This is a genomic window from Sphingobacterium sp. 1.A.5, from assembly GCF_002734235.1.
Lineage (GTDB): Bacteria > Bacteroidota > Bacteroidia > Sphingobacteriales > Sphingobacteriaceae > Sphingobacterium > Sphingobacterium daejeonense.
Genome location: NZ_PEBA01000017.1, coordinates 1 through 22225 on the forward strand (window position 1 = coordinate 1; position 22225 = coordinate 22225).

Here is a 22225-nt window from a genome sequence, read left to right on the forward strand (position 1 = left end):
AAAATATGGACTGCACTTATCGGGATCCTGCTCTTTAAGTACATCCAGAAGAAGGCAAAATACAATTGGAACCTCTCGAATCTGGTCAACTTTATCAGGATGAACATATTCGTGAAAATTGATCTGTGGAAATGGGCTGATGATCCGTTCATTTCAGGAAAACCTCCCGATAAAAAAGGACAATATGTGCTCTTTTAGTAACACACATAGGATACCTTTCCAGTAATTAACCAAATTCTTCAATTGAACACAAATGGAGAAGGATTTTTTATGCCAAAAAATTTATTTAGGACAGTACTGGCCAAATGTAATTTATTGATACAGCACTTAATAGTAGAGAAAATAAAGTATATTTAGGACAATTAATTAATCCAAATATGAAATCACTCCTCACGATCCTATTGTTTTTTATCATCCCTGTCATTGGCTTTTCTCAAGAACCTGACTATATCGCCGAACTGACAAAAACCCTTAAATCAGAAAGTATTATAGATAGTACAGATAAACAGATTTATTCTTTGATGGATGATTTTTTTAACGAAAACTTACAAACCAACAATCCCACTTTAAGCGAAAATACGATCAAAAAATTCCAGAGTTTATTAATGAATGAGAAATCTAAAAATCACCATTTATTAGGTCTATTTACGATCTATCAAAAACATATTTCTGAATCTATTGAAACTGGAAAAACAATTCCAAATTTACAAGTGAAATTGATGGAAACCTTAGCTAATGAATACAAAGCAATTTACAATAGTGTTCCAGTCTTAATATACATCTATCTGATTGAAGCTTATAATGCATCAAAACAAATTGATCAAGCAGCATTGGTATTGGAAGAATCAAGGCAACTATACCCAGATGCCATACCTTTAAAAGTATATCAATATATGTCGACCAAAGATGAGAATTTAAAGGAAGATATTGTTCAAAATCATGCTGACCATTGGTTAGTAAAGAGATTTAACATCAATTAGGAATTATTTGTATTTTGGGGTTTCAATGTAAACCTAACCTATGACAAAGAATTTCTTGATCACCTTAGTAATTGTGCTTTGCTCCTCTTTATGTTGTGGCCAAACTTTGCCAACAGATATCCAATTCGTGCGTCAAGCCTCCAAGCGTATTATTTTTGATTCCAATCAAAGTATTCCTTTAGCTTCTTTTTCCCCTTCACAAACAATTGGAATGCCTATTATGAATCCTATTACTCAACTTGGTAAGGACTCAGTTGACTTTAAGATTCATGAAGGAACATTGCAAATAGACTCTAAAAATAATGCAGCAGCATTGATGTGGCTTGCAGGATTTAATCCATTTGCAACCTATAACATTGACCTGGGCGAAATCAGTGGCAAAGGGAAACTGGGGTTTCAATTTTCTGATCCAAATAGAAAGGAAGTAGTTTTGGTAATAGTTTCTTACGAGAATGCAGTCTTGGTAGATGCTGAATACAATTTGATAATTGATGGGGAAAATGTTTCCAAACAGTCTATGATGATTCAAGGAATTGGCAAACCATTCCTTCAAGGCAAATTAATTTTTCAAATGTTAGGGAGCGGATTGAATCTATTTTTGCAAGATAAAGAATATCCCAAGCTTATAGGACAATTTGAATTCAGTGAACTTCTTGATTTAAGAGAAACCAAAAGGATTCAAAAGTTTCAGTCTTTATTGTACACATCGGCAGAAAATGGAACCATAAAAATTAAGGACATTTCCGTTGATATCAATGCAGGGATGGGTTTGGCAGATATTCGAGCGATGACTTATGAAAATGGGGAGCCTATACTGGATGGCGGTCGAATATGGTATACGATGAGTATTCGAGGTCGTGGACTTCCAAACCCATTACAGGGAGTATTCAGTATGAATCCTTCGGTATTTGATATAAAATTCGAAGGGATTATTGTGTTTGATCGTGAAGATGGACTTTGGCGCAATGAAGTCGCTTCCCATATTTTTTACGATCGCAGGGATTCGACTTGGAAAGGGATCACGACGGGTTTCAGTGCTTACGCTAAAAAAGGCGAAAAGAAACAACTTTTAGCTGTTGAGAGCAAAAAGGATCCAAGGTTTGGATTTTCAATAATGAAAGCTAGACCAATGGGTCAAGTTGGAGATATTGAAGATCCACATATTATTTTTGATGAAAAAGATGGGAAATACAGAATCTTAACCTGTGAAAATTCAGATGGATATAAAGCTATAATTTTGGAATCTGATGATTGGGACAAAGGTTTTAAAAAGATTGCAGGACCGGTGAAGCAGAATTCTACAGGCACTTCTATTCAAAGAATAGATGGCAAGTTATATTGCTTTTCGGGGAGTTCTGAGCGAGAGATATTTATCTATTCCTACCCTGATTTAAAAGAATTGGGAACCATGAAAATGGATTTACCGCCGTGGGACAAACAGGCAAATACCAGAGTATGGCCAAATGTAGTGGAATTACCTGATGGGTATCCCGCCAAATATATTGCATTGATGATGGATAGAATCAATTACCCTGGCATACAAGGACCACAATGGACTTATGGAGCTTTATACCTGTACCATGGACATTAAAAACTATATTCCTAATTAGTCTTTGTTTTGACCTTTGTTATGAAAGAAATGAATTAGTTTACTGATTTGTTCTATGGTTCGAACGATATTATTTTTGGTATTAGCCATTGCTTCCTTTATTTCTTCAGGTTGGTTACCAATAGGCATGAGCATCGTAAAATATTGTTGCAATTCATCCGGTATTTCCAGAGGTATTTTTCCAGCGATGGCTATACAAGGGATCTTTTTCTGTATAGCTAATTTTGCAACTGTGATTGGAGCCTTTCCTTCTAACGATTGACTATCCATGCTTCCTTCGCCCGTAATCAAAATATCGGCCTTTTGAAGCGATTTTTCAAAATCAGTAATTTCACAGAAATATTCAGCGCCTTTCTTTAGATCCGCATTCAAAAAAACAGAAAAAGCTGCTGCAAGTCCTCCTGCTGCACCGCCCCCCAGCACCTTGTTTAATGATTTTTTAGAACTATCGAAGGTCAATGATTCAAAATTTTGCAAAAATTCCTCAAGGATTCTGATGTCGTCTGCAGAAGCTCCTTTTTGGGGACCAAAAACATGAGCAGCACCTTCTTTTCCCAGCAATGGATTATTAACATCACATAAAACCGTAAACTTACATTTTGAGGTTTGCTCTTTCAGTTTCCCTCGGTCCATAGCATCTACCTTGTCAAAATCTTTAGGCAATGGCCGGACTAATTTTTTATTACCATCAAAAAATTCTAACCCTAATTCTTGGAGCATCCCAATTCCACCGTCTACAGTTACTGATCCACCTAGACAGATGATAAAATCTGTGATTCCTGATTTAATGCATATATTGATAAGTTCCCCCAACCCTTTGGTACTTGATTCGAGGGGACTTTTCAATTTCTGTTTTATGGATTTAAAGCCGGATGTTTCTGCAACTTCGATGATGGCAGTTTTTCCATTGTTGATCAATCCATAAGAGGCTTGGGTAGGTTTTAAATAAGCACCTTTAACCTTGGCGGTATGCATAGCCCCATTCTGTAATTTGGTGAGCAAAAAAGAGGTATGGTCACCTCCATCAGCTATGGGATGCATTAAGACTTTCGCCTTGATGCCGCTATTTTGAATTCCCTGCGCAATTGCATCAGCAACCTCTTCGGCAGTCAAGCTATTCTTAAAGCTATTTGGTGCGATGAGAATATTCACCATTATTTATAAACCTCAGGGTTCAAACAGGTTTTTAATTGTTTACCTTCCACAAAGGATACCACATTTTCTGCAGCTATCCTTGCCATTCCAGACCTAGCTTCAATGGTTGCCGATCCGATATGTGGCAAAACACAAACCCTTTCATGTTTCAATAATGGGTTATCAGGCAGCATAGGTTCTGGATTGGTCACATCTAATCCGGCGCCCCAGACCTTGCCATCACTTAATGCTTGGTTCAAATCATCTCCATCGATAAATCCTCCCCTTGCTGTATTGATAAGGATAGAATTTGGTTTCATCTGATTGAATGCCTTGGCATCAAAATGCCCTAAATATTCGGGGGAATAGTTAGCATGGATAGATAGGACATCCGATTGGGCAAGCAATTCCTCAAAGCTCACATATTTAGCATTTAATTTTTCCTCCATTTCTTCATTTCGGTTCCTATTATGATAAATTATCGGCATCTGATATGCTGCCTGACATTTTATTGCCATTTCATAACCTATCCTACCTAGACCAAATATGCCCAAGGTTTTGCCATATAGTTCCTGCCCCAGATTGGCAACAGGATTGAAATACTTAAACCGCACTCCTAATCGAATCTGATTTGTATTGAAAGATGCTAACCTAGAAACCATTAGCATCAGCATAAATGAAATATCCGATGTTGCTTTGCTGAGTACGTCTGGTGTATTGGAGACCGGGATTCCTCTTTTAGTAGCTTCCTCCAGATCGACCTGATCATATCCAACTGAAAACAGACATACCGCTTTTACAGAAGGACACAGATCAAAAAATTTAGCATCTATTTTATAGGCACCAATATTTAATATAGCGTCACACTGTTGACAATAAGAGATCCATTCATCATAAGAAATTTCAGGATTTTCAGGCATTAAGAGATCAATGTCTGGATGTTCCAATATTTCCATCCCTGCTTTTGGAATCAATTTATTGATAAAAATTTTCATGTCAAGGTTATTTTATGTGAATGTATTAATATACTAAAAATGTATGGTTTACCTATTGTTGATGTTCAAATACAGACGGTGTCAATAAAAAACTTTAAATTGAATGCTGTAAGAACAAAATGACAACCCATGGAAAAAGCATACGAAATTCTACAACGAGAAAAGTTAAACAGAAGTTACAAAACCTTAAGAGCGCTATGGATTGTTCAATTGATAGCATTTATAATTGTGGTAGCTGTGAATGTAGCCATGGGTTGGTACAGCTTCAATAACTGGGTGGTGATCGCTATTATCGGAGGTTCTTTATACATGAACTACAAGAATCAAAAAGGGATAAAAGCAAGATTGGAAGAAGTGGAAAGGAAATTAGCTGAGCGCTAATATTATCCAATCATTAAGGTTCTATTAAGTTTTGAATACGGCAGAAATTGTTGATAATCTATTGATAAATTTACACTAGTAATCAAATAGATACGATCATCACATGACAAATAAGATTCAAGAATTAAGCGAAGCTGAATTGCTAAAGAAGCTGAGCAGATTAAGGACCTTAACCGTAATTCATGTTTTTGCACTAGGTCTTTATTGGGTTTCATCAATAGCAATGGGGATTGTAGTTGACCATATGTACGTGTGGTTATTCACAATCATCTCTTTTCCTATTCTCATCCTTAATTTCAAAACTATGAATGAAATTAAAGAAGAATTTGAAATCAGGAAAAATGTAATATAATACCCTCGTCTTAACCTGATGTTCCTAGCAATCAAAGTATTGCCAAGGAACTCATCGCCTCAGCATTCCTTCCAATGCTTAAAAACATCCTATACATGTATTCCAGGGCATGTTTTTTATTTAAGGAATTTTTAAATCATCAAATTATATTAAGTTTGTTACAAATAGCGGGTTGAAATCGACTTTTATTGAATCTCAACACAGTTGAACATGTTAAGAAAAGTTAAGAGTATGGTTTTTGTTTGTTAATGTTATAGTTTTGTTACAATGATTAACATGATAAAAAGACATATGTATTTAAAATTATCTGCCGTATTATTAGGATTAAGCTTGACAACAACAGCATTCGCACAGGAATCTGATTCAGTAGAATATAAAGAGACAAAAGAAAAGGCTATTAAATTAGCTGTCAATAAAAATGTAACCGAGGCCCTTCCCCTATTGACTTCATGCTATGCTAAAAACATGGAAGACAAGGAGGTTCAAACTATGATTTCTGCATCGTTGATTTCATTAGTGTCGGACAAGAATAACCTTCAGGGTTCATTAGATACTATTGATTCATGGACTGCTAAATTTCCATTCTTACAGGATGATAAGCAAGTTCGTAAAATTTACACGATTAACGCGAATCAATTGGCATTTTTAAGTTTTCAAGAGAAGAATATTGAAAAGTCTTTAGCATACCATGACCTGGTTATCGAAGAGCTATCGAAGAATGAGGGTTTAGGGTTAAAGGATAACAAAGACTTGATTTCTATGGCTGTTAATTTAGCTGCAGACCAAATGGAAAAGAAAGAATTCAGGACAGCTCGGAAAATTGCTAGCGAGAGCCTAGCTTATTTCAATGATCCGGAATTGAAAAAGATGTTGAAATATATGGATGATAAACAGCTGGGGCTTAATTAAAAACTGTGATTAAACTGATTATCTGTCTTAAACTGTGATTAATCTGATTTACATGATGAACTATGATTTTAATGGTGGAAAGGTAAATTGGATAGAAGGCAGAAATAAAACTGGATGGTAGGTTGAAAAATTGCTTTGAAGAATATTGGAAATAAAAAAGAGTTGCAAAATGCAACTCTTTTTTTGATATATGATATTTGATAATGTATTTATTAGATCAAGTCTACGCTTCTTTTTACGAATGCCGTTAGTTCTGCGCCAGTCAGAAGGCCTCTAGAAAGTAGTGCAAGGTCGAATGCTTGTTTTGCAAGTTTTTCGCCGTCTTCTTCTGGGGATTCTAAGATGCGTTTGATTAATGGGTGGTTACCGTTGACAGTTACTTTGTAGTTGTCTGGTAATGTTCCATAGAAGCCCATGCCGCCGCCAGTTTTGGCCATATCTTTCATACGGCGCATAAATTCGTCGATTGTAACGGATACAGGTAAGTCTGAAGCGTTCAATGCGTCTACTTCGACCTTCATGTCAGGACGTGAAATTGCTTTTTCGAATACTTCTGTGGCTTTTTTGCTTTCGTCTTCTGACAATGTTTGCTCGATTTGTTCGTCTTTAGGGATCAACTTATCGATAACATCAGAGTCTACGCGTTTCATTTGAATTTTCTCGCCGCCGTGTTGTTCTACATAGCCTGCGAAGTGGGTATCCAAAGGTCCATCAAAGTTTAAAACATCATATCCTTTTGCCAAGGCAGCTGAAATATATCCGTCTTGTAAAGATTTGTCTTGGGTATATAGGTAGACAATATTTCCGTCTTTGTCAACTTGGATGTCTTTTACCTTTTCGTAGTACTCCTTGAATGTATAGTATTCTTTATTTACATTCTGTAATAAACAGAAGTCATTTGCTTTTTCTGCGAATTTCTCATCGCTCAGCATTCCATATTTAATGAATAAGCTGATGTCTGGCCATTTTTCTTCAAATCCTTTACGGTCAGACTTAAAGATTTCATTCAACTTATCAGCCACTTTTTTGGTGATATAGTTGTTGATTTTCTTCACGTTGCTGTCCGCTTGAAGGAAAGATCTTGAGACGTTCAATGGAATATCTGGTGAATCAATAACCCCTTGAAGTAACATCAGGAATTCAGGAACAATATCCTTTACTTCATCCGTAATAAATACCTGACGTGAGTAAAGTTGGATTTTGTTGCGTTGGATTTCTAATTCGTTCTTCACTTTCGGGAAGTATAGAATACCCGTTAGATTAAATGGATAATCTACATTTAAGTGGATCCAGAACAATGGCTCATCCATAGTATGTGGATATAGCTCATGGTAGAATTTAATATAATCTTCATCAGTTAATTCAGATGGAGATTTCGTCCAAGCTGGATGCGTAATGTTGATAATATTAGGGACTTCAATTGTTTTATATTTCGGTTTACCGTCTGCATCTTCCCCATCAGGTTCAGATTCTGATTTCGTTCCAAATTGAATTGGAATCGGTAAGAACTTACAGTATTTGTTCAGGATTTGTTGGATTCTTTGTTTTTGAAGGAATTCCAATGATTCTTCATTGATATGAAGAATTACATCAGTACCTCTAGTTGTTCTTTGTCCTGTTGAAATTTCATAAGAAGTAGATCCATCACATACCCAATGAGCAGGTTCTGCACCTTCTTGGTATGATAAAGAATCGATCTCAACCTGGTCTGCTACCATAAATGCAGAATAGAATCCTAATCCAAAGCGGCCGATAATTTCATTTGCATCATTTGCTTCCTTGAATTTTTCCATGAATTCGGTAGCTCCTGAGAATGCGATCTGATTGATGTATTTTTTGATCTCTTCAGCTGTCATACCAATACCATTATCAGAAATGGTAATTGTCTTCGCAGCTTCATCGACTTTTACTTGAATGGTCAGATCTCCAACCTCGCCATTGTACTGGCCAAGAGATGCTAATCTTTTGATTTTTTGTGAAGCATCTACGGCATTGGATACCAATTCGCGTAAAAATATTTCGTTGTCTGAGTATAAGAACTTCTTAATCACCGGGAAGATATTCTCGGTGTGGATTGAAATAGTACCTTTCTCTTCTTGCATATGTTTGAATTTATAATTTTTAAGATTTTATACGTTAACAGTTTATCAACTAATATTCCAATGTTATATTTAAGTCAATTTGACAGCTTTCGCTGAAAATTTTACATAATTAGCTACTTTAGTCTTATAAAACAGGATAATTCTTCAGATGATTTTAAAAAAACCAGATTTTCTTAAGTCACCCTTGGAACATTATAGGTCTCACTTGGAAGAGATATTTCAGGATAAATCCTCGGTTTTCCGGGAGAAAAGTGTCAAAAAAAAGCTTCCATTTGTCTACACTATAGTTTTTCCTAAGACTGAGGGACGACCATTACTGAGTTTTTCCTATGGTTTATCCTTTGCTCCACATCCAGACCAGCACAATAAAATTGAATTATTCCTCCAAATGAATTCTGAAGATATGGCATGGGCGCATATTGTTGGATATTTATCTAATCAATTGCGTGGGGATTGCCCTTTTAATACGGGAGAAATCATTAGAATAGGACAAAAGATCAGTTCGGAATCTTCTTTAAATGCATTTGTTGTCATCAATCCAGATTCCACAATTTTACAGGAGCGTATAAAAGATGGTCGAAAGTCCAATGGAATCCAATTGGTAGAACTGCTTCCGATCTATGAGGAAGAAGTTTTGACCATCCAAAGGTTAGGATTGGCGGAATTTATAAATCGTGTAAAACCCAATAAGTTAAATCCTCTCAGGGAGAAAATTTAAATTTTTTCAATATAGCTGTAGCGATAGTGTTAACATCACCGTTTTTTGTATTGAACGTTCAAAATTTGATATTCAATAGAATTTACTGGACAAAATGAAAAAATTTAGCTTATTATTAGTCATTGCACTAAGTTTATTTACCTTAAGTAGTTGTTTGAAGGATAATGATGATTATCCAGATTTAAACTACCCTGCTGTATCCTTATTTAATTTTTATCCAAAAAATACAGGGGTTTTATATGCGGTGAATGGTAATCTCCTGAATCGTATTAATCCTGCGTATGGAGGGGTTTCCTTCTTCTATGCTATTCCTGGGAACAAGAAACTGCAAGTGATTGACCGATCAAACAATAATGCCATAATTGACACAACCTTAACCTTTGCTGACAGTGTTGTTTACAGTTGTATGGTTTATGGTACTGAAGCTGAGCCGGAATTTATCCGTGTCCCTGATGTTGAGATTGAAAACGCAGGAACAAAGACTGGAGTAAGATTTTTCCACTTAGCGAACGGTGTTGGAAAGGTAAATTTTAAAATTGGCGATCAAGAAATCACAGGATCGACAAATCGTTCGAAAGAGAATCCATCCACATTAGCACAAACTCAGATATTCAGACCTGCAAATAGTGGCAAAACTTCTGTTACAGTTACTGATGACAAAGGTACAGTTTTGGGCAAGATTGATGAGGTTGAACTAAAAAATACAGAACATTATAATTTTATATTAATCGGAACAAAAGGAGATTCAGAATATCCTTTGCAATTGAGGTACAGCACTTATACCATTACAGATTAATATTTCAACATAGGCAGCTTTACAATACATCCATAAAAACAGAAAGGCCCGATTTATTTGGGCTTTTCTTATTTTAAGGGTTTTGCTATATTTATGACCTTATGAGCCTTGAAAAACCCAAGATAGATGATTCTTTTCGTGTTCTGCATGAAAAGGCGCATGAATATATTACAGACCAACAGGAAACATTGGAGGATGATTTTGGATTTGGTCAATTTTCAAATTACAGCGTGGATTGGGATGAATCTTCAATTACCTTTCACAATGAAGACAATTCAAGTCTAAAAATGACGTTCCAAGTAGTAGGAACTTTGGAAACAGATACCTCAAAATGGTCTTGGAAATGGAATGACCCTTCCCTTAGTGCTGAAGAACGTGAAGAACTAGAGATTATTAAGAACTATGGTGACTTTTATGATTTCAGTTATCTGACGATCCCTTCGCTTGAGGTAACCACTCCAATAGCATGGGCACTCACTGCCATAGCTGGATATCTACGGATATCTAAGGGTATTTTCAGGATCCAACAAGATACAAATGCACATTTTGTGTACTTTAAGGAAGTACTGACTTAGGCTATCTTACTCAAAACGAGCACCATCATTTTAAGGTATTTCATTCATAGATGAAAATCCTTAATTTCGCACACATTTTTTTACGAATTCAAGCTAATGCAGTTAACAAAGTTAGAGATTAAAGGATTTAAAAGTTTTGGCGATAAAGTAACGATCAATTTTAATGAGGGAGTCACCGCAATTGTGGGTCCCAATGGTTGTGGAAAATCTAATGTTGTTGATGCCATGCGCTGGGTATTGGGAGAACAGAGCACCAAGAACCTACGTTCTGACAAAATGGAGAACATTATCTTCAATGGCACTAAAAATCGTAAAGCCGCGAACCTAGCTGAGGTATCCTTGACTTTCGACAATACCAAAAATATCCTGCCGACTGAATTTGCTACCGTTACCATCACCAGGAAACTTTTCAGAACTGGCGAAAGCGAATATCGTTTAAATGATGTAAAATGTAGGCTAAAAGATATTACAGATCTTTTCCTTGACACTGGAATCGGTTCGGACACCTACTCTATTATCGAATTAAAGATGATCGATGAGATCATTGCAAATAAAGACAACTCCAGAAGAAACTTATTTGAAGAAGCATCTGGAATTTCCAAATATAAGGTTCGTAAGAAACAAACCCTGTCTAAATTAAAAGATACCGAGGCTGACCTTTCAAGGGTAGATGATCTCCTATTTGAAATCAACAAGAACCTTAAATCTCTTGAAAACCAAGCTAAGAAAGCTGATAAATACTTTAAACTTAAGGATGAATATAAAGAGGCAAGTATTGGACTAGCTTATTATAAACTTGAGGGTTTTCAAACGGATTTAGAGCGAATCACTGATCAAGAAGAGGAACAACAATCTCGATTGAGAGATGTTCTTTCGAAGATGGAACAAAAGGAAAAGACTCTTCAGGAGTCAAAAACCGAGATTTTATCTAAGGAACAAAACCTTTCTGCACAACAGAAAGCGACAAATGAATATATCAACAAGATCAGGTCTTATGAATCTGAGAAAAAGATTAAGAATGCTCAGTTACTTCATCTTCAAGAGAAAGAAACTCGTTTGACCAATGATCTTCAAAATGATAAGCAGCAATTAAACCACGTTGAATATCAAATAAAGAGGCTCAATGAGGAGTTATTTGAAGAACAAAATACTCTTGAAGCTGTAAAGCATGATTTGGATGGCAATAAGACGGAGGTTGAGGAACTTAGAGCACAGCAGTTATCTGCGAAAGCAAAACTAGATGAATTCTCTAAAAACAGTCAAGCCCTTCAAAGCCAAATCTATGCTTTGGAAAAGGAATTGGCCGTCTTGGGAATTCAAAAAGAAGCATTAGAGCAGGAATCTTTAAGAACTGGTAATGATACTGCATCTAAGGAACAAGAATTGGGGGAATTCAATCAAGTTGTTGCAGAGCTTGAGGAACGGGTTAACATCCAACAAGAACAATTTGATGAAGCATTACGGACTGAAGAGGAAATTCAGCGCCAGATACAGCAATGTGAGCAAAAATTGCGAGATGCCTCTGAAGACCTGAGCAAGAAAGCTCGTATTGTTGATGCTAAACAAAATGAATATAACTTAACGAAATCATTAGTTGATAATCTTGAAGGATTTCCAGAATCTATCAAGTTCTTAAGAAAGCATGCTGGTTGGAAGAAGAATCCACCTCTATTCTCAGATATACTTTTCTGTAAAGAGGATTACCGAGTAGCTGTAGAAAATTTCTTGGAACCTATCATGAACCATTATGTGGTTGAGTCAAAAGAGGACGCCGTTCAAGCGATAAAACTATTAAGTGATTCTTCACGAGGAAGGGCTAATTTCTTTGTTCTTGAAGCTGTTAAGGATAATCAACCGGAATTATCCAATAAAATTCAATCCGGATTGATTCCTGCCATGGATATCATTACCGTTGATGAAAAATACAAGACTCTTTGTCAAATCCTATTAAAAGATGTTTACCTATTGGATTCAGAATCTGACGTTGATTTAGATGCTGATCTGCCGTCCGAAAATATGGTTATTCTCCAAAAAGGAGGAAAATATGCCAAAAATAAATTGGGAATCAGTGGAGGTTCAGTAGGGTTATTTGAAGGAAAAAGAATTGGTCGTGCAAAAAACCTGGAAATCTTAGCCAAAGAAATTAAAGAACTAAACCTACAAATTGACTTAATCCAAGAGAACCAAGAAGAACTAAATGGTCAATTGATTGGGTTGAAAGGTAGCTCGCAAAAAGAATTCATTGATGAGCAGCGACTGCAGCTCAATAGATTGAGCAATGAGTTGATTTCTGTAAAAACTAAACAGGAACAATACCAAACTTTCATCAATAACAGTCAAACTAGGAGACTTGATATTGCCGAAAAGGTATCAAATATTCTGATTCAATTGGAAAAATCAGAACCAGAATTGATCAATTTTAAGGAAACTGCTAAGGAAAATCAAACAGTCCTTAGCGAACTGGAAGATGCTTACCACGATTTGACCGAGGTTTTGAGTGAAAAATCAAATGTCTACAATCAAGAAAACATTAAATTTCACCAACAACAAAATAAGGTTAATACCATTCAAAGGGATTTAGAATTCCGTGAGACTCAACGTGAGAATTTCGAGGAAAGAATCGAGAAATTCAATGCTGAATTGGAAAAGGTGAAGGAAGACTTGAAAGAGGCTTTAAGTTATGTTGACAATAACGACACCGACTTGAGTGGCATGTATGAACAAAAGGAGCTGCTGGAGAAGGGTTTACAGGAAGTTGAAGAAGATTTCTTTAAATCAAGGAAAGTAATCAATGACTTAGAAGACGAAATCAATCAATTGAGAAAATCGAAAGATATTTCTGATTCTCTAATTTCAGAATTAAAGGACAAGAAAACGACTTTGCAGATTGATTTAAATGCGCTCAAGGAGCGACTTTCTGTAGAATTCAATATTGAACTTCAAGATTTATTAGAGTCTGAAATTCCGGAGGAACGTCCTGCTATGGCTGATCTGGAGACTTCATGCCGGAAACTTAAAAAGCAGTTGGATGATTATGGCAGCATTAACCCGATGGCAAAAGAGGCTTATGATGAAATGGACGAACGCCATGGATTTATTCAGAAAGAGAAAACTGATTTGATGGAAGCCAAGGCTTCATTGCTAAGCACCATTCAAGAAATCGATCAGTCTGCCAATGATAAGTTTATGTATGCCTTCACTACTGTTCGTGAGAACTTTATCAAGGTATTCCGTTCATTATTCAATGAAGAAGATTCATGTGACATTGTATTGAGTGATCCAAACAATCCATTGGAATCAGATATAGATATTATTGCACGTCCTAAAGGGAAACGTCCATTATCCATCAATCAACTTTCAGGTGGAGAGAAAACTTTGACTTCTACTGCCCTACTGTTCTCATTATACCTATTGAAGCCTGCACCATTCTGTATTTTCGATGAGGTAGATGCTCCATTGGATGATACCAACATCGATAAATTCAACAATATTATCCGTGAATTTTCTAATCAATCGCAGTTTATTGTTGTATCACATAATAAACGTACGATTGCCAGCACAGATATTATCTATGGCGTAACGATGGTTGAGCAAGGAGTTTCTAGAGTAGTAGCAGTGGATTTGAGGGATGTAGCGTAGGGAGATATGAGATATGAGATGTGAGATGTGAGAGCCTATCAAATTTCAAAACAGAAATCTCAAAAAGCCCCATCGGGGTTAAATGCCGTAGGCATTTAACCCCGATGGGGTTTTTGGGGTGTATGGCCTTATTTTTTTTCTATAATAGTGACACCCCTACAGGGTTGAGTGGCGTCGAATACCCTTTTCTATAATAGTGACACCCCTACAGGGTTGCATAGCGCCGTATAAACATTTTGCTAGAATAATTGAACCACTCTGTGGTGGTATGGTGCTATCTCATATCTCATATCTCAAATCCCACATCTCACATCTCACATCTCACCCCTACCTCATCCAATCTTTTGAATACAGGAAATAGAGAGCATTTGTTCCTATCAGAATTAGCATGGCGAGATAACCAATGGCTTTGTTTTGTTGGTCTGGGCCAAAGAGGAAATAGAACATGGTGATGCATGCTGCGATTGATATAATCAACAGCAGAAGTCGATTATAATTCATAACAAGTTGGTTAATTGGTGAATAACCTTATTAAGTTACGAATTAATTTTCATGAATTTATTTCTTTAGTGTATTTTCAAATAGCTTAAATATCCTTTTATATTCATCTGTCCAACTGCTTGGCTGTACGAATCCATGATCTTCCACTGGGTAGACTGCAAGTTCCCAGTTTTCTTTTCCTAACTCAATCAAACGTTGGTTTAATCGTACGATATCCTGGAACTGAACGTTGACATCTACCATTCCATGCAACATTAATAAATTCCCTTTGAGCTTATCTGCAAAATAAATTGGTGAGCTTCTTTTGAATGCAATAGGATCTTCTACTGGTGTATTTAGAATATTGGCAGTATAACCATGGTTATAATGTGCCCAATCTGTCACAGAACGTAATGCAGCTCCAGATTTAAATACATCTGGTTCGGTAAACAATCCCATTAAGGTAATAAAACCTCCATAGGAGCCACCGTAGATACCCACATTGGCAGGATTAACTCCATAATGGTCTACTAAATATTTTACACCATCAACTTGGTCCGATAAATCCTTTCCACCCATATGACGATATATTCCAGTTCTATGGTTTCTTCCATAGCCAGAACTTGCCGTATAATCAATATCTATTACCGTATAACCATTATCGGCCAACATATTATTGAACATATATTCCCTGAAATATTGACTCCACCAATAGTGTACATTTTGAAGATATCCAGCACCATGGACAAAAACTACAGCTGGTTTATTCGGGTGAGGATTTTTTGCAGGATAAACTCTAGCATAGACATCATCTCCATGTCTATTTTGGAATTTGATCATATCAGGTTCGCGCCAATCGTAGCTCTTAAACTCTTAACTTACAGATTCTGTAATTTGATTGGCTTTCGCATTAGCTTTATTGTTCTGTAAATAAAGCTCCCAAGGCGTATTCATGGTTGAATGATTGATGGCTAACCATTGTTCATCTGGGGACAATGTAACTTCATTTCCCCCCTTCATAGAAGTAATCTGTTGAAGGTTACCTCCTTTTACAGGTAGTGAATAAAAATGTGTGATTCCAGGATGTTCTTTATTCCCTGAAATATAGAAATTCTTCCCATCCTTAGCTAATTGAACCGATTGAACCTCCCAATTACCTTCTGTTAGCTGTTTTTTTCTGTTATCCCTGATATTATAAGTATAAAGGTGAGAATATCCACTCGCTTCGCTTTGGAAATAGAAGGTCTGGTCATCCAACCACTTCACATCTCTTCCGATTCCTGGACCAGATATCCACGCATCATCATGTTGCCTATCCAATTGAACTAAACTAGCATCTTCAGGATTTATTTTTAAAATCCAAAAATCCTTGTTGTCTTGAGATTTCGCAGTGATTACCGATGTTTTACCATCCGGAGACCATGACGCAATTCCCCAATTCACATTTCTATCTTTATTTTCCTTTTTCTTTTCTTCCAACCTTTCGGGATAATCGCTTAAATATGCTGGAAGGTCTTTGATTCCAGGTATAGTAGCCGCTTTTAACTCCAGTGCCGTATCCGCTTGAACATGGTAGATAAAAGATTTGAATTGCATCAGGGCATTTCCTACTTTTGTTCGCATATTTAGATCTTCAACATATCCAGAACGAGTAATAAAATCTGGCACTATGGTGTTTCTATTGCCTTTGGCAGGATAAATTAATCTGTAGCTCACATATTTTCCATCTGGACTCACCGATACCCCTCCTAAAAAAGCATCTTCTAAATAGATAGTTTTATTCTTCTTTTCATTTTTGGGTTTTTCTTTTTTGCGGTCTTCTTCCTTGAAAACCTCAAAGAGTTCTTCTTGATCCTTTTTCAACCAATCATCTTGTTGACTCAATTTAGCTGGATCCTTTGGAGCAGATCCTTTTTGGAAATTTGTCAATTGACGTAATGAATTGTTATTTAAATCCAGGCTATATACATTTTCATTTCTTTGAAAAACCAATTCATTGTTGATCAAAAATGAAAGCGGATTTTCCCTTTCAACAGTTTCTGTCAGTCGAATGATTTTGTTTTGTTTGTTTTTCAAATAAAGATCACCTTCTCTTTCGTATACTGCCAATGACTTGTCATTGTTAAAGATATAATCTGGGTTTTCTGCCAATCTTGCGATGCTATCTGTACTCAGTTTATATTTTTTGGTATTGATGTCCAGTTGATATACCAACGGTTGATCGTTGCTATCCAGAGTCCAATCAAAAAACAAGGATTTGCTGTCGGCAGACCACCTATAATTGGAAGGAGAAGTACCCATCCACTTTGGGTCCCGCATGATTTTCTCCACAGTCAAAGGCGACAATTGGGCAAAACTAGTACCTATCGGTGCAATACATAAAAAAGAGATAAGAAGGTTAATCTTACGCATGGAAAATAGATTTTTGATTATAACAGCAAGTATACGAGAATCCATAAGAATAAATGTTTATGTCAGTTATTTTTTACGATTTAGGCATAAAAAAAGCGCCAGTAAAACCGGCGCTTCTACTATTTATAGAATTAATTACAATCTTTTCACTCTGATATTTCTGAAGAACACTTCTGTTCCATGTCCTAAGAAACCGATATGACCTGATTTGTTGTCTAAGCCTGGGTGATTCTTGCCATCAGCAGCACCATTTTTAGTAGCTTGTTTCAAATCGCCGTCAACAATAACTTTTCCATTGACAGTGATCTTGATTTTATCACCTTGGACACGGATTTCCTCGGTATTCCACTCTCCTACAGGGTTTAATGAACCACGCTTTGCAGCGATAATACCATATACCGATCCATGGTACTGATAAGGTTTCAAATCTTTGTACACATCTGCACCATCATCCAATACTTGGATTTCCATACCTGCGTATGCAGCATCCCCTTCTAATGGTGTACGGATTCCTACGCCATTGTTAGCGCCAGGAGTTAGTTTGAAATCAAAACGGTATACAAAATCTCCATATTCTTCTTTTGTATAAAGGTTCTTACCAAATTTAGCATCTGGATTAGAACGGATATAACCTTCTTGGGTGATTTCATATGCCGGAGTATTAGTCCACTTATCTAGGTTTGTACCATCAAACAATACTTCGAAACCTTCTTGTTTCTCTTGATTGCTCAATTGAAAGACTTCTTTACGAGGGATTTCTTTGATGTACAAATCACGGTACCATACTCTTGATCCATGAGCTTGAAGTTCGATTTGCTCAGTTGGGAAGATAGATTGATTGCGGTCCCAATAGTTTTCTAAAGGAATATTATCAACCACTAATTCGCCATTTAACCAAACGGATACATTCTCACCGATCATTTTTATTTTGAATGAGTTCCATTCTCCAAGAGCATTATCAGCTACTTTAGATGGGTCTTTCGGATTTTTAGCATTATTATAAAGTCCACCAGAACCTACTTGAGCACCAACATCAACACGTGAGATGTCCCAAATTTGAACTTGAGGTGTTCCTCTTAAATAAATACCTGCATCAGGTTCTTTACCATTAGGATCTAATTTCCAGTCCACTAACATCTCAAAGTCACCATATTTCTTGATGGTTGCGATGTTATCACCATGTCCACTGAATACTAAATCTCCATCTTGTGCAGACCAACTTTCACGCATTTTCTTATCAGCTTCTACTTGTTTTTTAGCAAGTTCAGCTTTAGACATTTTAGCACGTTTGATTGGGTTTTCCACTAGACCTTGCCAACCTGAAAGATCTTTACCATTGAACATGGAAACAAAACCTTGTTCATTCGGCATTTCCGCTAAATGTCGTACAATAGCTTCTTTCAAATACGAACTTTCACTGCCTGACAATTTACCAGCCGCTGCATTTAAGATATTGCGAACATCTTCACCTACGAATTCTTTGTTGTCCATAGCAATATTCATGGCTACGTTGCTTGCTGTTCCGCCCAATTCTTGGTCGTTCATATATTTAGCAGCAAACATCAAAGCTTGGTAAGTACCTGTGGATTGAAGATTATTAAGTGCTGATTTTTTTTGTTTAGCATCTTGAGCTAATGCAAAAGCATCTTTTAGATACAAAGTTTTTTGCTCAGGATTTACATCACTAGCGTTCAATTGCTTGATCAATCCATTGAAAACAGTATTAAAAACAGCTGGGTCTTTTTCAGTTTTTGAAAGTCTAATTAAGATTGGAAGAGATTCTGCATTCGACCAATTTGCCAAGGCTTGGATTGCTTCTGCCTTCAATGGGCCGTTGCTGGCGATATAGTTTTCTACAGCTTTTAGAGCGTCTGATCCACCCACTCCAGCAAATATAGGGAAGTACTTCCCTGCCGAAGGAGCTGCCGAACGTGAGATATTCGCAGCCAAACGTTGGATTTTAGCATCTTTGTCTGGGCTAGCATTGATAGCAAGAATTGCAGCTTGTTGAGCATAAGCAACCTCATCACCTGAAGCTTTGTCTAATAATTGTATGATCGCTTCAAGATTGTCAGGATTTACTGTTGTCGGCAAAGCCTTAAAAGCTGCCAATCTCACAGCTGCATCAGCAGAAGCTGTCAAAGGTAAAACCGCAGCTGCAGAAGCCGCATTTGTACGTTGTGACAAGACCTCCAATAATGCTACTTCCGTTTTAACGTCTGCATTCGCCAATGCTGCATTTACAGCATCAATAGTTCCAGTATCTTTTGATGAAAGTAAAAGAGTTTTTATAACTGCTAGTTCTTTTTCTGAAGCTGTAGGGATTTGCTTGATTAAGAAATCTGCGTTTTGACCTTTGGTAAGTACTGAAAGAGCGTTTAAAGCTGCTATTTTAGCTTCTTCATCTTTCAATGCCGGGAAACTTTTCTCGATAGCCTTTACTGAACCTGTAGCATCTTCAGTTGCTAAAAAGTTCAAAATGCTTTCCTGAGCATCACCGTCTAATTTCCTAATAGAACCAGCCAATTTCACAAGATCTCCCGCCTTAGCATCTTCAGCCAATAATCCTAAAGCTACATTACGAAGTAATTTATCTTCATTAGAAGCCAATTTGATTAATTGTTTCTTTTGTTTGGCAGGGTTTATTGAGGTTAAGACCGAAATGGCACCTGCTTGGATAGTTGGTGCTTTGAAGGCAGCAGCGTTTTTGTAAAGAGTTGTAGCAAATCTTGTTGCTTCGGCATCTTTATCTTTCTTAGCTAATCCTTCAGCATAATCTACGGCTAAACTAGCTGCATTTGTTCTATCATATTGGTAGCTTTTCTCTTCAGCTTTTGTCAAGAACAATTCAGCTGAATTAGGTCCGGCAATTTTACTCAATGCTGTAAGACCTGCTAACTGGAAGTTATCGGATGTATATTTTCCGATCAGCTCAATAATTTTTGCTTCGGCATCTGCAGATTCAATTTCTCCTAACGCAGTAACGATAGCTGTTGCAGTTTTTTCAGTCGATGAACTGTTCAATGCATTGTTAAGAGCGGTTGCTGCTTCTGGAGTATGAATAGCGTTCAATACGCGAGCTGCTTTTTCAGCAAGTTCTTCATCTGCTAAGTAAGGAGCAACTTTCTCGATGGCATCATTGTTAGCACAGAATTTCAACACTTCAAAAACATATCCTTTGTTGTTTTTATCTGTCAATTTATCCAATGCATCCAATAAACCCTTAACATAGGTAGCACGTTGGGCTTCCATATTGGGTTGCATAACAAAAAATGCATAAGAATTAGTTGCATACTCTACCGGTGCATTATTTCCACCTTGAGGTTTTAATCCTAGTAAAAGAGCAGAAACATCTTCGGAAGTGAATCCTTCCAATTCTTTCATTGCCATTAAGAATTTGGCTTGCTCTTCAGCAGGTTGTTGAGCTAACACATCAGCAATCTTAGTCGCCGTTGTACGGCCAGTAGGTTGTTGAGCATAAGCAGCAACTTGTAAAAATAATAATGCGGCTATGGTGTTAAATACTTTTTTCATTTCTCGGGGTTTTAGAAAGACCAGGGGCCTCTCATAGGCTGGTTAATTAATCTGTTAGCTGCTTCATCATTGACGAACTCTTGTTTTGCCGAATCGTAATGAAGGGTTCTGTTTAGGCGAAGCGCCGCTAACCCTAGGTTGACCAAAGTACAAGAGTAATAACCATTTTCCTCATTCAAAGCGAATTTCTGACGCGTACGAACTGCTTCTACGAAATCAGTTACCTGAGGTGCAGGTTCTGGATATTGCGCTAATTTGCGCTCCATATCTGGAATATCAGAAACAAAACCTTTGTATAATTTTCCGTTAGGACCTTCGATATAAGCCTTGCCTTCTTCCGTTCCTTCACCATCTAAGATGATTTGGCAACCATCAGCATAGGTATATGTGATTTTTCTCCAAGTACCTACCGCATCAGAATGTTGTTGCGGAGCATCAACCTCGATCTTGATCGGGCTCTCATTGTCTTTGCCCAAGAAATATTGAACTGGATCCATGTAGTGTTGTCCCATATCTCCTAGTCCACCACCATCATAATCCCAGTATCCTCTAAAGGTTAAATGAGTACGGTGAGCACTATAAGGTTTGTGAGGTGCCGGACCTAACCACATTTCATAATCAAGTTCTTTTGGAACTTCTTGAACAGGTAGATTAGTCTTTCCTACCCAATAGAACTTCCAGTCGAATCCTGTGTGTTTACTGATAGTCACTTTCAGTGGCCATCCCAACATACCTGTATCAACTAATTTTTTGATTTTTTTAACTGGTACGTTCATGCCGTAAAAATCGGCATCAAAGCGGAACCAAGTATTCAATCTAAAAATATTACCGTGCTGTTTTACAGCTTCTTTTACTTTTTTACCTTCACCAATAGTTCTAGTCATTGGTTTTTCACACCAGATATCTTTTCCGGAACGAGCAGCTTCTACAGCCATAAGACCATGCCAATGTGGAGGCGTGGCAATATGTACTATATCCACTTCAGGATTGTTGATCAAATCACGGAAGTCATGGTGCTCTTTAACACCACCACCCAATGCTTTTTGAGCCAAAGCCAAATGTCTAGTATCGACATCACAGATGGCAACAGTTTTTGTACCAGCATATCCGAAGTGACCTCTACCCATAGACCCAACACCTATGACACCTTTGGTCAAATGGTCACTAGGTGCTAGATAGCCCTTTCCAAGTACAAAACGAGGAACAATCGTGAAAGCGGCTGCCCCAATCAACGATTTCTTGATGAAATCGCGCCTAGAATTATTATTATTTTCTTTCATAAAATTTATGATTCAACAGGATATAACAAACTAATTGATTGCGAATAATCACCTTCTGAAAGGTGGGGTATTATAGCAAGCATTAGATTATTGTATCATAAAAATTGTATAAATAGATTTAGTTTCACAAGTGTAGGAAATCTTTTCATTTTTCGCTTATTACATTCGGTCATATCGTTATTATTTTAAGCCATATAAAGCCATTTTTACCAAATAGAACCAAATCAATCGTTTGCGTAAATGAATTATTACCTAATGAATATGTATGATTTAATACAATTTCTTAGTGAAACAATATTTAAGAAAATTTAAGGAAAATAAAGTTTAAT

At 36.8% G+C, this 22225-nt stretch carries 17 protein-coding genes and 1 pseudogene; 10 read left to right on the forward strand and 8 right to left on the reverse strand.

Annotated features, from left to right (window positions below; genetic code table 11):
* From CRT24_RS20870 to CRT24_RS09475, 3 genes and pseudogenes are all read left to right on the forward strand, one after another.
* Window positions 1-198 (forward strand): annotated as a pseudogene (locus tag CRT24_RS20870) (IS4 family transposase); the annotation flags it as partial.
* Between the two features lie 179 nt (window positions 199-377).
* Window positions 378-980 (forward strand): hypothetical protein, encoded by a 603-nt coding sequence (locus CRT24_RS09470; protein WP_099371002.1) that lies wholly within the window; start codon window positions 378-380, stop codon window positions 978-980.
* A gap of 40 nt (window positions 981-1020) precedes the next feature.
* Window positions 1021-2571 (forward strand): hypothetical protein, encoded by a 1551-nt coding sequence (locus CRT24_RS09475; protein WP_099371003.1) that lies wholly within the window; start codon window positions 1021-1023, stop codon window positions 2569-2571.
* 15 nt (window positions 2572-2586) lie between these two features.
* Here CRT24_RS09475 and CRT24_RS09480 read toward each other — a convergent pair whose 3' ends face one another.
* Window positions 2587-3744, reverse strand: a complete 1158-nt coding sequence (locus tag CRT24_RS09480) for a glycerate kinase (protein ID WP_099371004.1) — start codon at window positions 3742-3744, stop codon at window positions 2587-2589.
* Window positions 3744-4718 carry a D-glycerate dehydrogenase gene (locus tag CRT24_RS09485; RefSeq protein ID WP_099371005.1) on the reverse strand — a complete coding sequence of 325 codons (975 nt, stop codon included), beginning with the start codon at window positions 4716-4718 and terminating at the stop codon, window positions 3744-3746. The genes CRT24_RS09480 and CRT24_RS09485 overlap by 1 nt, the downstream gene beginning before the upstream one ends.
* Window positions 4719-4847: 129 nt before the next feature.
* On the opposite strand from CRT24_RS09485, the gene CRT24_RS09490 reads away from it, so the two are divergent.
* From CRT24_RS09490 to CRT24_RS09500, 3 genes are all read left to right on the forward strand, one after another.
* The gene (locus CRT24_RS09490; protein WP_099371006.1) at window positions 4848-5099 is read left to right on the forward strand and encodes a hypothetical protein; all 252 of its coding nucleotides are present in this window, start codon (window positions 4848-4850) and stop codon (window positions 5097-5099) included.
* Window positions 5100-5202: 103 nt separating this feature from the next.
* Window positions 5203-5451 (forward strand): hypothetical protein, encoded by a 249-nt coding sequence (locus CRT24_RS09495; RefSeq protein WP_099371007.1) that lies wholly within the window; start codon window positions 5203-5205, stop codon window positions 5449-5451.
* A gap of 291 nt (window positions 5452-5742) precedes the next feature.
* Window positions 5743-6360, forward strand: a complete 618-nt coding sequence (locus tag CRT24_RS09500) for a hypothetical protein (protein WP_099371008.1) — start codon at window positions 5743-5745, stop codon at window positions 6358-6360.
* 212 nt (window positions 6361-6572) lie between these two features.
* Here the strand turns inward: CRT24_RS09500 and htpG are convergent, their stop codons facing one another.
* Window positions 6573-8462, reverse strand: a complete 1890-nt coding sequence (gene htpG / locus CRT24_RS09505) for a molecular chaperone HtpG (RefSeq protein ID WP_099371009.1) — start codon at window positions 8460-8462, stop codon at window positions 6573-6575.
* Window positions 8463-8610: 148 nt separating this feature from the next.
* Here htpG and CRT24_RS09510 point away from each other — a divergent pair, with 148 nt between their 5' ends.
* The 4 genes from CRT24_RS09510 (at window position 8611) to smc (ending at window position 14190) form a co-directional block, all read left to right on the forward strand.
* The gene (locus CRT24_RS09510; protein WP_099371010.1) at window positions 8611-9180 is read left to right on the forward strand and encodes a suppressor of fused domain protein; all 570 of its coding nucleotides are present in this window, start codon (window positions 8611-8613) and stop codon (window positions 9178-9180) included.
* Window positions 9181-9274: 94 nt separating this feature from the next.
* On the forward strand, window positions 9275-9976 hold the full coding sequence (locus CRT24_RS09515) for a DUF4397 domain-containing protein (RefSeq protein ID WP_099371011.1): 702 nt from the start codon (window positions 9275-9277) through the stop codon (window positions 9974-9976).
* Between the two features lie 101 nt (window positions 9977-10077).
* On the forward strand, window positions 10078-10551 hold the full coding sequence (locus CRT24_RS09520) for a DUF6882 domain-containing protein (protein WP_099371012.1): 474 nt from the start codon (window positions 10078-10080) through the stop codon (window positions 10549-10551).
* Between the two features lie 96 nt (window positions 10552-10647).
* Window positions 10648-14190, forward strand: a complete 3543-nt coding sequence (gene smc / locus CRT24_RS09525; RefSeq protein WP_099371013.1) for a chromosome segregation protein SMC — start codon at window positions 10648-10650, stop codon at window positions 14188-14190.
* Window positions 14191-14517: 327 nt separating this feature from the next.
* Here the strand turns inward: smc and CRT24_RS20875 are convergent, their stop codons facing one another.
* From CRT24_RS20875 to CRT24_RS09540, 5 genes are all read right to left on the reverse strand, one after another.
* Window positions 14518-14691 carry a hypothetical protein gene (locus CRT24_RS20875; RefSeq protein ID WP_180269104.1) on the reverse strand — a complete coding sequence of 58 codons (174 nt, stop codon included), beginning with the start codon at window positions 14689-14691 and terminating at the stop codon, window positions 14518-14520.
* Between the two features lie 57 nt (window positions 14692-14748).
* The gene (locus CRT24_RS21235) at window positions 14749-15510 is read right to left on the reverse strand and encodes a S9 family peptidase (protein ID WP_257214009.1); all 762 of its coding nucleotides are present in this window, start codon (window positions 15508-15510) and stop codon (window positions 14749-14751) included.
* A gap of 33 nt (window positions 15511-15543) precedes the next feature.
* The gene (locus CRT24_RS21240; RefSeq protein ID WP_257214010.1) at window positions 15544-17127 is read right to left on the reverse strand and encodes a DPP IV N-terminal domain-containing protein; all 1584 of its coding nucleotides are present in this window, start codon (window positions 17125-17127) and stop codon (window positions 15544-15546) included.
* A gap of 90 nt (window positions 17128-17217) precedes the next feature.
* Window positions 17218-20616 carry a family 16 glycoside hydrolase gene (locus tag CRT24_RS09535; RefSeq protein WP_099371014.1) on the reverse strand — a complete coding sequence of 1133 codons (3399 nt, stop codon included), beginning with the start codon at window positions 20614-20616 and terminating at the stop codon, window positions 17218-17220.
* Window positions 20617-20627: 11 nt separating this feature from the next.
* A complete protein-coding gene (locus CRT24_RS09540) occupies window positions 20628-21896 on the reverse strand; it encodes a Gfo/Idh/MocA family oxidoreductase (protein ID WP_099371015.1) in 1269 nt (422 codons plus the stop codon).
* Between the last annotated feature and the right edge of the window lie 329 nt (window positions 21897-22225).